This is a genomic window from Acidobacteriota bacterium, from assembly GCA_016196035.1.
GTDB lineage: Bacteria > Acidobacteriota > Blastocatellia > RBC074 > RBC074 > JACPYM01.
Genome location: JACPYM010000114.1, coordinates 1 through 12,897, shown reverse-complemented (window position 1 = coordinate 12,897; position 12,897 = coordinate 1). Strand labels below are relative to the sequence as shown.

Here is a 12,897-nt window from a genome sequence, read left to right as displayed (position 1 = left end):
AGTTAGCGGGTTGCGGTGATGCGTTTATCGAGATGGTTTTCAACCGGCGGAATCGCCTGTTTATGCGCTTCGGCCAGGCGGCGGATTTCGGCAATCACCTCCGGATGTTTTGCCGCGATGTCCCATTTTTCCGACGGGTCCTGGTCGAGGTTGTAAAGCTCCGGCGTGTCGTGCGTCACCGCCGCTTCGCCGCCGTATTCCGATTGCGTGATGAAATGCGCTTTGAACGCGCCGTGTCGCACGGCATACAGCTTTGAGCCACGCCAATAAAACATCGTCTGGCGCGGGCTGCGACCTTTGCCGAGCAGGGGCGCGCTGAGATCGTAACCATCCAGCACGCGCTCCGTCGGCGCTTGTGCTCCGGCCAAATTGCAAAACGTCGGCAGCAAATCCAGGGTCGAGCCGATATCCGTTACGACACCGGGTTTGATCGTGCCGGGTTGCCAGAAGATTGTCGGTTCGCGCATCCCGCCCTCATACGTGCCGCCTTTTGCGCCGCGCAACAATCCGGCGGAACCGCCTTGCTCATCAAACAAGGCCCACGGCCCGTTGTCGCTGGTGAAAACGACCAGCGTGTTACGGTCGAGTTTCAATTGCCGCAACGTGTCCAGCACACGCCCGACGTTGGCGTCCAACTCTTCGATCACATCGCCGTACAAGCCGCGTGCGCTCTTGTGCTCGAAGTCTTTTGAGCGGAACAGCGGCATGTGCGGCATCGAATGCGCGAGGTATAGGAAGAAGGGTTTGTGCTTGTTCGCGTTGATGAATTTGAGCGCTTCGTCGGTGTAGCGTCTCGTGATCGTCGTTTGATCCGCCGGGCGTTCCAGAATCGTTGCGTTGCGTTGCAGCGGCACGTTCCAGTATTCGCGCTGCGGATTTTTCATGAAGCGGATGTATTCATCGCGCGTGCTGAATTTGAACGTGGCGTCCATGTCGTTCGAGTACGGAATGCCGAAATACGAATCGAAACCCTGCTTCGTGGGCAGGTATTCCGGCTGCCAGCCGAGATGCCATTTGCCGATGGCTGCGGTTGCATAGCCGCGCGGTTTGAGCAATTCGGCAATCGTGATTTCGCTGGCGGGCAAGCCTCCCGCCGAATCAGGAAACAACACCCGGCGCGTGTCGGAAAACATGCCGGTACGAATCGGCAAGCGTCCCGTCAGCAACCCAGCGCGGCTCGGCGTGCAAACCGAATCCGCCACATAAAAGCTCGTCCAGCGTTGGCCTTCCGCCGCCATGCGGTCGAGCTGCGGTGTGCGAATCGTCGGGTTGCCAAAGCTGCCCACATCGCCGTAGCCCAGATCATCGCAAAGGATGATTACGAAATTTTGCGGACGTTGACTGGCCTGTGCGTAGGCGAGCGAAGTAAGGAAGAGTAAGGCAATGAGATGACGAGTGATCGTTTTCATAGTGGTCTCAAAAGCAAAGCAGGAAGAGAGAATACGGAACAGACGGAAATAACGGAAGAGACGGAAAACGATAAGAGCGTTGAGCCAATTCCGTGTGTTCCGTTATTTCCGTCTGTTCCGTACTCTCCGCATTGCCTCAATAAATTAACTTCAGTGCGAATTGCACGACGCGCGGTTGATTCGATTGCGCTCTGACCTGTCCAAAGGCCGCGCTGCCGAACGTCGTATTCGGCGGCGCAAAGCGCGCGGTGTTCGTCAGGTTGAAAAACTCCGCGCTGAATTGTAGCGCCACACTTTCATAAAGCTTCGTATTTTTCATGCCGGTGTTTCATAGAGCCTCCTGTGAAAAGGTAGCGCGACCCTGCCGAGGTTGCGTTGTTCCCGGCAAGCAATGATTCAAGAGACCGCCGCAACCCCGGCACACTTGCGCTACTGTCGCCAGTTATTTCAATTCTCTTCGAGCGCGGTCAAGGCGGCTTCAAGGCGCGCCAATTCCAGCAACAATGCCCGCGCCGTTTGTGGCAGCGTAGCGGCGGCGTTGCCAGCAATCAGGTGGTCGGTCAGACGGCTGACCTGTTCGACGGTGCGAAAAACCGCCAGGATTTGCGCCGCAGAAAATTTCTTCCTGTAAAAAAATCCGGTGATGACAATGTAGGGGCAGACCTGGGTGTCTGCCCCGGTCGCTTTTGCGGCCTTTGATGCCATCTGCTGCCACCGGGGCAACACCCAGGTCTGCCCCTACATTGTCACCGAAAAATTTACAGCAACGAAAATTTTCTGCGGTCTGAACACTGCTTCGAATTAGGACTTACGCAAAAGAGCATGGGGTTCAGGCTTCAGCCCGTTTTGGAGATCACGAACACAGGCTGAAGCCTGAACTCCATTGCCCGCGACGCTCTATCGCAGCGCGGCGGATTGCTTTATCTTGCGCCCCTATGCCACACACAATTTCAACCCTTCGTCTTGCCGTGCTGGCCGCGCTTTCGATGTCGGTCGGCTGGGGCCTGCGCGGCGATTACGGTCACGAAGCGGGCGCCATGATGCCCGGCGCGTTGCTGGGGCTGGCGCTGTGTCTGGCCGCCGGGCGCGCCGATTGGCTCAGTCGCGCTCTGACTATCGCCGCGGCATGTGCCATCGGCTGGGCGTTCGGCGGACAGATGAGTTACGGCATCGTGATTGGCTACACGGCTGATTCTGCGTGGGCGAATGTGCTGTATGGCTACGCCAACCTGTTCGTCATCGGCGCGCTGTGGGGCGCGGTCGGCGCAGGGATTTTGGGCTTGAGTTTGACGCTGCGCCGCACGGAACTCGACGCTATCGTAGCGCCGCTGCTCGCCGTCTATGCCGTCTGGAAGCTGCTCGATTTCAGCGGCGCGACCGCGTGGCTCGAAGCGCGCTGGAACCCTTACGACACCGACTGGGTTGCCGCGAGTTCGGCCTTGCTGATCGCTGCTATATGCGCCGCACTCATACCAAAAGCACGCGCCGCTTGCCGTTTCATCATCACATTGGCCGCCGGCTGGTTGATCGGCTTCGGCCTGCTGACCGTCACGCTCCACTTGCGCATGACGCCGCCACGCAGCGACAACTGGGCCGGTTGCGTGGGCCTTTGCGCCGCGCTCTGCCTTTATCTCTGGCGCACTCATCAGCGCGCAGCCCTTTCGCTCGTCGCGTATGGCGCACTGGCGGGCGGCGCGGGTTTTGCCATCGGCGCTTTCGTGCAGATGCTGGGCCGCGCCAACTGGGGCCTCATCGGACGCTTCCCGGCCTTGCAAGGGCTGGGTTACTGGAAATGGATGGAGCAGCTTTTCGGCCTGCTGATGGGCGCGGGCGTCGCCCTCGGCCTCGCGCGCCTCGCCTCGCTCAACCTGGCTCCGCCTGAAGAGGACGCCACCAAAGGCTGCTCGCACGACGCTGCACTGTTGTTTTTGCTGGTGGTGATCCCCTGGGAAAACTTCCCCCGCAACGTCTCGCGTTGGGTCGCCGATGGACACCTCGGCGACCCGCTCTTCGGCCTCACGCCCGCGCGCTGGTTCGCACTGATCGCCGTGTTGTTGACGCTGCTGGTCATCGCCGCGCTGCGCCGCTATCGCGCCGGAGCCTTGCCCCTCATTCCCGCCGCTCCCTTCCCGCGCGTGCAAGCGTTGTATCTGTCGCTGCTCTGGTTTTTCCTTGCCGTAGATTTCACGCAAGCCTTCCCGACGATGAAAGAGCGCGCCGTCTTGCTGGTACACGTCAGTTTCTGGCTGACGGCGCTGGCCTGCACCTGGCTGACGATTGCGCTGCCCGCGCCTGCGGATGTGCTGGAAGGCGAACCGCGTAATGCTGAAGACGCAGTGTGGACGCGCGGGCGTTTTTTCTGGTTGGCGTGGGCGTTGGCACCGTTGCTGATTTTTGCGCTGGCGTGGCTGACGTTGGGAACGCACGACGCGCTATTGCCGGGGAGTCAGCAGCGGTTTTAGCGATGATTGAGTACTCGCTTTAGCTGCGTTAAGAATTGAACTTTGACAATGGCAGGATAGCGAATTTACGAGATAGCGTTTTGAGGTTTTGCGTTTCGCACTCCCAAACAACAACGACTTGCCAGCCGAGAGTTTTCAATTCACGAATTTTTCTTTTGTCTCGTACAACATTCGCATCCAGTTTTGGGTTCCAGTAATCCGTATTGCTCGTTGGTCTACGGGACTTTCGGCAGCCACGATGCTGATGCCAAAAGCATCCGTGAACGAAGACCGCAATGCGGTGTTTGGGAAGCACAATGTCGGGGCTACCTGGAAGGTCACGACGATGAAGACGAAACCGATAGCCAAGCTGATGTAGAAATGATCTGACGAGACGCTCTGGGCTGGTATGCCGCTGAGGGACATTCGACATAATCCAGCTTCGGACTTTCGCGTCAACCGTATCAGTCATAATGATTGTTGGCCTTCGCGATCATTTCCTGAAATCGTCATTCGCCAGGAAATGCTCAATATCATTCAGCGTGGCTTGTAAGTATGCTTTGGCGTCATCTTTGTACTTCGTCAATTCGACAATATCGTAATCCCTGCCACATTCGGTAAATGAAACTGTTCCGTGCGCAAGCGCGTTCCGCTGCGCCTTTATCGTCAATAAGCAATCTCCATTCACTCCATGCTTGCGAATAATGCCGTAGGTTTGCATAGTTTCACGAATTTCCCTGGCATCCAGATTCCCGCTGAAAAGCTCTTCTTTTCTGAAGGTATGTTCGATGATATCCAATCCTATTTGGCTGAGGTGCGGTTCTAGCTTCTCCGGGCTGCACGCCTTCGCATTCTTCAGAACAACGACTTTCACTTTGCTGCTCAAATCATCGAAGCCGACTCTATGCGCTAAAAGATGGAGGATTATCGCTTCCAACGCATTTTTCATAGTCGACTCGACAAGGTTGTAAACCAAGAGAAACCCGGTTGCCTTTAGCGTCTTTTGCAAATCGGAGGAAACCTTGTACGCACAGACGACACCAAAGTTATCTGTGTAAGCCAATTCTGAATCAGCAGAAAGAATGGCTTTGACGAAATCGAAATACTCGTCAACTTCCTTTGCTCTGGCATCGAAGTCAGCCTGCACAACCTGCATCTCAAAGCCTCAATAATTTGTTTTTTACGAATTCGATTCTAGCGATGACCTTTGGCCTGGAATTGCTCGCATCGGATACCGTGTGGAACTTGAACTCATCCGACTCAAGCCAGCCACTTACATCTTGCGGTACTAATCCAGAGCGTTCTCGCAGCGCCAATGTAACCCCTACTGAAATGGCCTCGAACCTCACTCTAGGGACAGATTGATTTTTATCGGTTTTCCTAAAGCCAAACGGGAAATACTTCTCGACAAAAGCGAGCATGGAAAGGAACTCTTCCTGCATCCTCACTTTATCAAATGAACTGCGTTTTTCTTTAATGAAGTCATTCAAGAAATCCGTTACGCTTTTCTGAAATTTTTCATACCGGTCGGCATAGGCAAAATAACGAAGCACCATTTCTGCCGCCTCTTCTCGTTTTCGTCTGACCGCTGAGATAGGAGTCAAGTTGTCGAAGAGCGGATTGGCCGCACATTCAGCAATGAAATCGTAGAACGGCCCTTCAAAAATCCCTTTGCGCTTCTCCATCGGGGAAAGCTCGTCACTACCCGTATTGATGCGCTCGAAAATATCCCGTCTGATTTGATCATCAGCCTTCTCAGAAAGCTCGATCACTCTGATTGGGCGACGCTTGAATTTTCTTTGTCGAGAAATATCGAAGTCTTTGAACTTGAACCCATTCAGTCTTGTCAACTTTTCAAGCCCTTTGAGTTCCAATTCGTCATTTAGAAATGCGTCGAGTGTTCGGATACGCTGAGACCCATCCACGATTTCTATTCGCCCTTCATCCTCTGAAATTTCTTTATGTAAAGCTGCCGTAAAGATGTACGGAATCGGGAGGTCTAACATCACCGATTCGATAAATTTGCTTTGCCGCTTTTCGTCCCAAACGAATTCACGCTGGTATTCAGGGATAAAAAGTTCATTTTCATCCTCATCCTTTCCATTACGATATTTGCTGACAATTAACTCGACAGTATATTCCTTGGTATCGTAGTCAACGACTTTTCGCTCCTCTCTAATTTGCTCTTCCGCTGCCAGCTTTTCTTGCTCGCTCACCACTCGCGGTTCTTTGTTTCGCTGAGCCATACAGTAGTCCTTCGGTTGGCAAGGCAGTCATTCAACTGCCTTGCATATCAATGTGATTCAAAATGCTATTGGCAATAACTCGGGCAAGTTCGACAGGAACAGCATTGCCAATGAGTCTCCCTGTCTTTTTGAAACTTACCTTTTGTCCTGAAGGAGCAAAAGCATAATGAGCGGGAAAAGTCTGGATCAACGCCGCTTCTCGTAGCGAGATAGCACGATCCTGCTCCGGGTGTCCAAACCGCCCATTCCCAAAGCCATAACACTGAGTCGTCATTGTGGGAGCGGGTTCATCCCAAGTCATTCTTCCATACACGCTCGGATACGTCTTGCCACTCTTTTTGCGATGACACTTCGTGCGTAATTTTCGCTCCCAATCCCGCCAAGTGCCTCCTGGCTTAGAAGCCCGTATTCGTTGGAGGTTCTTTTCCGTCAGTAAACTGGCTCGGTGAAGCGAGTCACCCGTTGACGTTTCGCCGGAGACAATTTTTTCGAGTTTCTCAATAGTCTGCCTAACTGTAACAAACTCATTTTCGCTATGCGTTGGTGGCTGAAGCTTGATTTCGCCATACCGAGACGCAAACAAAACCAATCGTTTCCTGTGTTGCGGGACGCCATAATACCGACAATCAACGACTGAATGAGTGACGTGATAACCTAGCGATTTCAACCTACTGACAAAATCAGCGAATACTTCGTGTTCTTCCAGCTTCGGGACGTTTTCCATTGTCACTACGTCTGGGCACAACTCTTCGGCAAGACGTGCGAACTCACGCAACAATGTCCAACGGTTGTCGGCCTCGTCACGATGGCCTTGCGAATAAGTTGAAAACGGCTGACACGGAGCGCACCCAGCGAGCAAGGTCACCCCATTCTCTGGAATGTAAGTGCGGAGTTGGTCAGCCGTAATTTTCGTGACATCTTTCGGCAAAAAGGCGACGCCAGTGTTGTTATGCTTGAAGGGATATTCGCAGGCAGGGTCTAGGTCTATTCCCACGCGCACATCTATGCCTTCGAGCCTGAGCCCGTGTGTTAAGCCTCCGGCTCCACAAAACAAGTCAATCGCCGATATGGGTCTTCTCATAAGCCGCTGAATCTTTACGCTTCTCCAACTGGAATGTGATGGCAAACAATGGTGAAGGCGAAATGATAGTCAAAAGAATCCGTTTCGTCACGGCAAGTTTGCCAGGTCTACGAAGTTTTAAGCGAGTACCACGTCGCCCGCGCCTGCCCGGGCTTCACAACCCGCCCTGCCTGCGTCAACTCCCGCAACCGCACTTTCAACGTATTCCGATTCGCTTCCGTCAAGCGTTCTAACTCCGCAATCGTCGGCCGTTCGTGTTCGCACGAGCAGCTTCAGAATGGTGACGGAGAGCGGCGGCAGAGCTTCGGCCAGCAGGCGTTCGCGTTGCAGCTTGGCGGCGAGGTTGTCTTTTTGTTTTTTCAGGCAGCGCAAAAGAACAGGAGCCACGCTTCCCAGTTGGGTTTGGCTTGCGCCAGCGTGCTTTGGGTTTTGCGCAGCGCGGCGTAATAGAGTTCTTTGTTTTCTTCGATCACGTTTTCGAGCGGGGCATAAGGCACATAGGCGTAGCCCGCGCGCAACAGCAACAGCGTCGTCACGATGCGCGAGAGTCTGCCGTTGCCGTCCTGGAAAGGATGAATCGCCAGCAGGCGCACGACGAAGACGGCAATGATGAGCAGCGGATGAAGCCGTTGGTCGTCAATGGCCTGGCGCGTCCATTCGATCAGTTCCCGCATGGTTATGTAATCCGAACGCGATAGCGTACAGTAGCAACGGCGGCGGCGGGATGTGATGAAGGGCAGCGAAGCTGAGTACGGTTAACTGTGTTGCTAAAATGATATGAGCTGTTTGTCGCCCATCGCCGCAGCAGATGCGTTATACAGATTTCGCATCCAGCATTGCGTGCTTTTGCGCCACGCTGGCGGATTGGGTTGAAAGGAGCGGCGGGTAATTCATCCGCACGCAAGGTTACAGTCTCAGGAGATTTGAAAAGAAATATGCCTATTCGTTTGTTTGTTGGGAATCTTCCCTATGATACGACTGAAGCGGAGTTGAAAGACCACTTCGCCGCCGTCGCCCCGGTTACTTATTTGACGATCCCGAAAGACAGGGAGACCGGCCGGTCACGCAACTTCGCCTTTGTCGAATTTGGTGAGCGCGCGCAGGCCGAAGAGGCCGTCCGCCGTTTCAATAACCAGTCATTCAACGGCAGGCCGCTGGCCGTTAGTGAAGCCCGTCCGCGCGAGGAGGGCCGCTCAATGAATGCGCCCGCGCGCGCGCCACTCTCTCGTTCCTATTCGACTGGCGAACCAGGGGTTGCGCCTTCACCGCCGTCCGGCGACAAACCAAACCGCAATTTCGGGCCAGATGCCGCGCCGCCGCGCCGCAATAAAGGGAAAGGCGCGCCCAAATCTGAGCGCGGCTCCAAAGGGCCCATGCGTGAAGTTGTCAGCAGTCAGTTCACCGGCGGGGAGGACGACGATGACTATGACGATTTTGACGATGACGGCTATGACTATGAGGACGAGAATGATGAATCAACCGCAGAGGACTTGGCCGATCACGTGAGCGGTGCGGCGCGCGCAGACGAGAAATAGAGTTGGCTGTTAGGTTTGGCTGTTAGATTTGGCTGGCGCTGAATTCGACCGGACGCCGAACCGCTACATTGAAATCAAAATTAACTACATAAGGAAATAACCAAAATGGCGAAAAAATCGCGACCGACTTTTCAAAAGCGAGAGAAGGAGAAAGACCGTTTGCAGAAGCAGAAGGACAAAGAGACACGGCGGCTTGAAACGAAAGAGCGTAAAGCGACCGCCACGACGATGAGCGGCGACGAAGACCCTGACCTCATCGGCATTCGCCCCGGCCCACAGCCTTTACCTGAGCAATGGGATCAATAACACCATATCAGCTCTAATCCCCCCTTTTCTTGTACATGATTTTGGTTTGCCATTTGCCGTTGACGAGCCGTTTGGTGGTGACTTTGACTTTGGTTTCGTCGGGGAGGGTGGCGTCTTCCTCTTCCGCAAAGACTTTGCGCGGGAAGTTATTGACGACGGCGAATGCTTCGAGCAAATACTTCGAGCAGGCCAAAGCAGCCGCCGCTTTGATCAAAGGTGCGCCGGTTTTTTTACCCAGCCAACCCTAGAAATGAGGCCGTGTGTAAGCTGGTAAAGCCGAATGGCTGTGCTTACAATCGCGCTTCACTTCACCTCCACAACGGCGCGTTTACCGCAAAACCTTATGAAACGACGGACACTTTCAATTTTATTGCTGGCAGTGTGCGCCAGCAGCTTCGCCCGCCCCCAGCATCCTGACAACAACGTCAACGAAGGCGCAAAACTGTTCGCCCAAAACTGCTCGGCCTGCCACGGCGAGACGGGCAAAGGCGGACGCGCGCCCGACTTGACCACCGGGCAATGGAAGCACGGCGGCACGGAGTCAGACCTGCTGCGTAACATTGTCAAAGGCATTCCCGGTACCCAGATGCCCGCCATTGCCTTGTCCGAAGCTGACGCGAAACAGATCATCGTCTTCCTGCGTTCGCTTTCCGGCAAAGTCGGCACCGAGGTTGTCACTGGTGATTTCGAAGCCGGACGGCAGCTCTTTTTCGGCGCGGCCCAATGCAGCGCGTGTCACATGTTTGGCGGACGCGGCAATATCTTGGCCGCTGATCTGACTGACATTCGCAGCCGCCAGCGCCTGCCGGAACTCACCAACCGAATGCAAGCGCCGATCAAACAGATCGAGGCGCGCCTGGCTGCGGGCGTGATGGTGCGCGGGTTCAAGAAAAACGAAGACACGTTCACGTTGCATCTGTTGGATGAACGCGGCAAATGGCATTTCCTAAACAAACGCGACATCAGCGTCAAGACTTCCGAACAAACGCATCCGGCCTTGAGCGCCAAAGACCGCGCTGACGTGTTGGCCTTTCTGGTTAATGCGCCACAGGTATACGCGCCAGACGCGAATTGGAAACCGGCGGCGGATTTCAACGTGACTTTTGCCCGACTGAACAACGCCAACGCCGAACCGCAAAACTGGCTGTCGTATTGGGGCGATATGCGCGGCACGCATTATGCGGGTTTGAAACAGGTGACGCCGCTCAATGTGAACGCGCTCAAAGCTGCGTGGACGGCGCAACTGGGCGGTACGACGGTCGAGACGACGCCGCTTGTTGTGGATGGAATGATGTTCGTGACCGGCCCTTTGAGCAACGTGACGGCGCTGGACGCGCGCACCGGCCAAGTGATTTGGAAATACACGCGGCGCTTGCCCGCAGTCGCCAGCCATTGCACGGTGATGACCAATCGCGGCCTGGCGGTGCTGGGTGACCGGCTCTTTCTGGCGACGCTGGATATGCATTTGATCGCGCTCGACGCCAAAAGCGGCAATATCATTTGGGATGTCGAGCAGGACGATTACCGCAAAGGCATTTCCAACACGCACGCGCCGCTGGCAATTGACGGCAAGATCATTGTCGGCGTGACGGCGGGCGAATGCGCGCTGACCGGGTTTGTTGACGCCTTTGACGCGGCGACCGGCAAGAAGCTGTGGCGGACATATACGACGCCGCAAGCGGGCGATCCGAACCGCAGGACATGGGTGCCGGAAAGCGCTGCCGACACGGGCGGTGCGCCGACGTGGATGACGGGCACGTATGACAGCGAGACCAAGACGATCTTTTGGACGACGGGCAATCCGGGGCCGGATTACGACGGCTCAGTGCGGGGCGGCGACAACTTGTATTCGTGTTCGGTCGTCGCGCTCGACGCTGAAACCGGGCGCATGAAATGGTGGTTCCAATTCACGCCGCACGATGTGCACGATTGGGATGCGAACGAAACGCCGGTGCTGATTGACGGCGTCATCAAAGGCCGCCAGCGCAAGCTGTTGGTCACCGCGCAGCGCAATGCATTTTATTATGTGCTGGATCGCGAGACCGGTGAGTTCCTGACGGGGCAAGCCTTCGCCAAACAAACCTGGGCGAAAGGGTTGGACGCCAAAGGCCGTCCGATTGTGTTGCCGAACACGACGCCTACGCCGGCAGGCAATCACGTTTGCCCGGACGCGGCGGGCGCGGCGAACTGGGGTTCGCCGTCTTACGATCCGGCGACCGGATTCTTGCTGGTTTCCGTGCGCGAAGCCTGTGCGACATACACCAGCGTGACCAAGGAGCCTGTGCCCGGCCAGGGGTTCACCGGCGGCGGCGTGGAAGTGGACGCCAACGGCGCGCCCGGTGCGGTGCGCGCGCTCGAGGCGTTGACCGGCGCGGTGAAATGGAGCTTCCCGCTGCAAACGGGCGCGTCTTCGACCGGCGTGCTGGCGACGGCGGGCGGCGTGGCGTTCGCGTCATCCAACGATGGCAATTTGATTGCGCTCGACAGCCGCACGGGCAAATACCTGTGGCATTACTACACCGGCGCGCGCATCGTCGCCTCGCCGATGGCGTATGCGGTGCAGGGTAAGCAGTACGTCACCATCGCCGGGCAATCGGCCATTTTTGTTTTTGCTTTGCCGTAATTCTTTCTCCACGAAGCCACACGAAGAAAACACGAAGGATGGTTGGTGTTTCTTCAGGGCGCTTGATGTGTCTTCGTGGGAAATTTTTCGGAGCGGTTCATGACCCAATCTCGCCGAGAATTTTTGCAAACCGCCGCGCTGACAAATGCGGCGCTGGGCGCGTTCGCGCAACAGAGTGTTGCGCGAACTGCGTTGCCACCGGCCCCACCCGCAATTGACACGCACACGCATTTTTACGATCCCACCCGCAAAGCAGGCGTGCCGTGGCCGCCGCCGAGCGAACCCATCCTGTATAAACCGCATTACCCGTGCGAGTTTCAAACGCTGACCGCGCCTCAACACGTCGTCGGCACCGTCATCGTCGAAGCCAGCCCCTGGGTCGAAGACAATCAATGGATTCTGGAGTTGGCCAAAGACAATCCGTTCATCGTCGGCTTCATCGGTAATTTGAAATTGGGGGAGCCGGGATTTGCCGCGCAGTTGCAACGGTTCGCGGCGAATCCGCTTTGGCGCGGCTTGCGCATCGGCGAAAAGCCTTTGGCCGAAGGCCTGGGGCAAAAGGCGTTTGAAAGCGATTTGCAACGATTGGGCGAACGCGCGTTGACGCTGGATGTAGTCGGCGGCGCAGGCTTGTTGCCGAATGTTGTGCGCGTTACGAAGCTTGCGCCAAAGCTGCGCGTGGTGATTGACCATTTGCCGTTTGCGGCGCGGGACAATGCTCCGGCGGCGATGCGCCAGGCGTTGATCGAAGTGGCCGCGCTGCCGCAAGTCTTCGCCAAAGTCTCCAACGTCGTGCGTCGCGTTGAGAACAGAGTGGTTGAAGACGCCGCTGCTTACCGTCCGGCGTTGGATGTGTTGTGCGAATTGTTCGGCGCGGATCGTGTGATCTTTGGCAGCAACTGGCCGGTCAGCAATCGCGTCGCGCCCTATGCCACGCTGCACAAAATCGTGGCGGACTATTTCGGCGCGCAGGGGCCAGCGGCAGCCGAGAAATACTTCTGGAAAAATTCGCGCGCGGCCTACAGTTGGGTTGCGCGTGGCGAAGCGCGGGGGCTGAAATAATGGGCAATGGTAAAAATGTCAGGCTCATCAGTTTTTGTCGCGTAGCGACAGTTGAGTTTAGCCGTGGTTTTCAAACCACGGGAAAGCTTGGTAGCAGTTCCGCGTCGCGTCAGCGACGCCTAAATTCAGGCGTCGCTGACGCGACGCGGAACTGCTACCAAGCTTTCCCGGCGTTAAAACGCCGGGCTAAACTC

General features: G+C 55.9%; 13 protein-coding genes and 1 pseudogene. 5 read left to right on the top strand and 9 right to left on the bottom strand.

Translation table 11 applies throughout. The annotated features are described in order from the left end of the window. Positions 1-2: 2 nt before the first annotated feature. From HY011_32100 to HY011_32090, 3 genes are all read right to left on the bottom strand, one after another. Complete coding sequence (locus HY011_32100; protein ID MBI3427589.1) at positions 3-1,409, bottom strand: sulfatase; 1,407 nt, start codon at positions 1,407-1,409, stop codon at positions 3-5. A gap of 136 nt (positions 1,410-1,545) precedes the next feature. Continuing rightward, complete coding sequence (locus HY011_32095) at positions 1,546-1,728, bottom strand: hypothetical protein (protein MBI3427588.1); 183 nt, start codon at positions 1,726-1,728, stop codon at positions 1,546-1,548. 128 nt (positions 1,729-1,856) lie between these two features. Further along, the gene (locus HY011_32090; protein MBI3427587.1) at positions 1,857-2,114 is read right to left on the bottom strand and encodes a hypothetical protein; all 258 of its coding nucleotides are present in this window, start codon (positions 2,112-2,114) and stop codon (positions 1,857-1,859) included. Positions 2,115-2,344: 230 nt separating this feature from the next. Here HY011_32090 and HY011_32085 point away from each other — a divergent pair, with 230 nt between their 5' ends. Beyond that, on the top strand, positions 2,345-3,871 hold the full coding sequence (locus HY011_32085) for a hypothetical protein (GenBank protein ID MBI3427586.1): 1,527 nt from the start codon (positions 2,345-2,347) through the stop codon (positions 3,869-3,871). Between the two features lie 28 nt (positions 3,872-3,899). Here the strand turns inward: HY011_32085 and vsr are convergent, their stop codons facing one another. The 5 genes and pseudogenes from vsr to HY011_32060 form a co-directional block, all read right to left on the bottom strand. Next, positions 3,900-4,322 (bottom strand): DNA mismatch endonuclease Vsr, encoded by a 423-nt coding sequence (gene vsr / locus HY011_32080; GenBank protein ID MBI3427585.1) that lies wholly within the window; start codon positions 4,320-4,322, stop codon positions 3,900-3,902. A gap of 21 nt (positions 4,323-4,343) precedes the next feature. Next, positions 4,344-5,006, bottom strand: coding sequence for a hypothetical protein (locus HY011_32075; protein MBI3427584.1), 663 nt, complete (start codon positions 5,004-5,006; stop codon positions 4,344-4,346). 1 nt (position 5,007) lies between these two features. Next, positions 5,008-6,096, bottom strand: coding sequence for a DUF262 domain-containing protein (locus tag HY011_32070; protein ID MBI3427583.1), 1,089 nt, complete (start codon positions 6,094-6,096; stop codon positions 5,008-5,010). A gap of 31 nt (positions 6,097-6,127) precedes the next feature. Continuing rightward, complete coding sequence (locus HY011_32065) at positions 6,128-7,177, bottom strand: DNA cytosine methyltransferase (protein MBI3427582.1); 1,050 nt, start codon at positions 7,175-7,177, stop codon at positions 6,128-6,130. Positions 7,178-7,284: 107 nt separating this feature from the next. Next, positions 7,285-7,851: pseudogene (locus HY011_32060) on the bottom strand (Fic family protein). A 195-nt stretch (positions 7,852-8,046) separates the two neighbouring features. Between HY011_32060 and HY011_32055 the strand changes: the two are divergent. Further along, positions 8,047-8,712, top strand: coding sequence for a hypothetical protein (locus HY011_32055; protein MBI3427581.1), 666 nt, complete (start codon positions 8,047-8,049; stop codon positions 8,710-8,712). 105 nt (positions 8,713-8,817) lie between these two features. Beyond that, positions 8,818-9,018 carry a hypothetical protein gene (locus HY011_32050; protein MBI3427580.1) on the top strand — a complete coding sequence of 67 codons (201 nt, stop codon included), beginning with the start codon at positions 8,818-8,820 and terminating at the stop codon, positions 9,016-9,018. Positions 9,019-9,031: 13 nt separating this feature from the next. On the opposite strand, the gene HY011_32045 is transcribed toward HY011_32050, so the two are convergent. Next, positions 9,032-9,232: a hypothetical protein gene (locus HY011_32045; protein MBI3427579.1), complete on the bottom strand. Its 201-nt coding sequence runs from the start codon at positions 9,230-9,232 to the stop codon at positions 9,032-9,034. 129 nt (positions 9,233-9,361) lie between these two features. On the opposite strand from HY011_32045, the gene HY011_32040 reads away from it, so the two are divergent. Together HY011_32040 and HY011_32035 are read left to right on the top strand one after the other, a co-directional pair. Then, positions 9,362-11,641, top strand: a complete 2,280-nt coding sequence (locus HY011_32040) for a PQQ-binding-like beta-propeller repeat protein (protein MBI3427578.1) — start codon at positions 9,362-9,364, stop codon at positions 11,639-11,641. Between the two features lie 99 nt (positions 11,642-11,740). After that, on the top strand, positions 11,741-12,703 hold the full coding sequence (locus HY011_32035; protein ID MBI3427577.1) for an amidohydrolase family protein: 963 nt from the start codon (positions 11,741-11,743) through the stop codon (positions 12,701-12,703). The last annotated feature ends 194 nt before the right edge of the window (positions 12,704-12,897 follow it).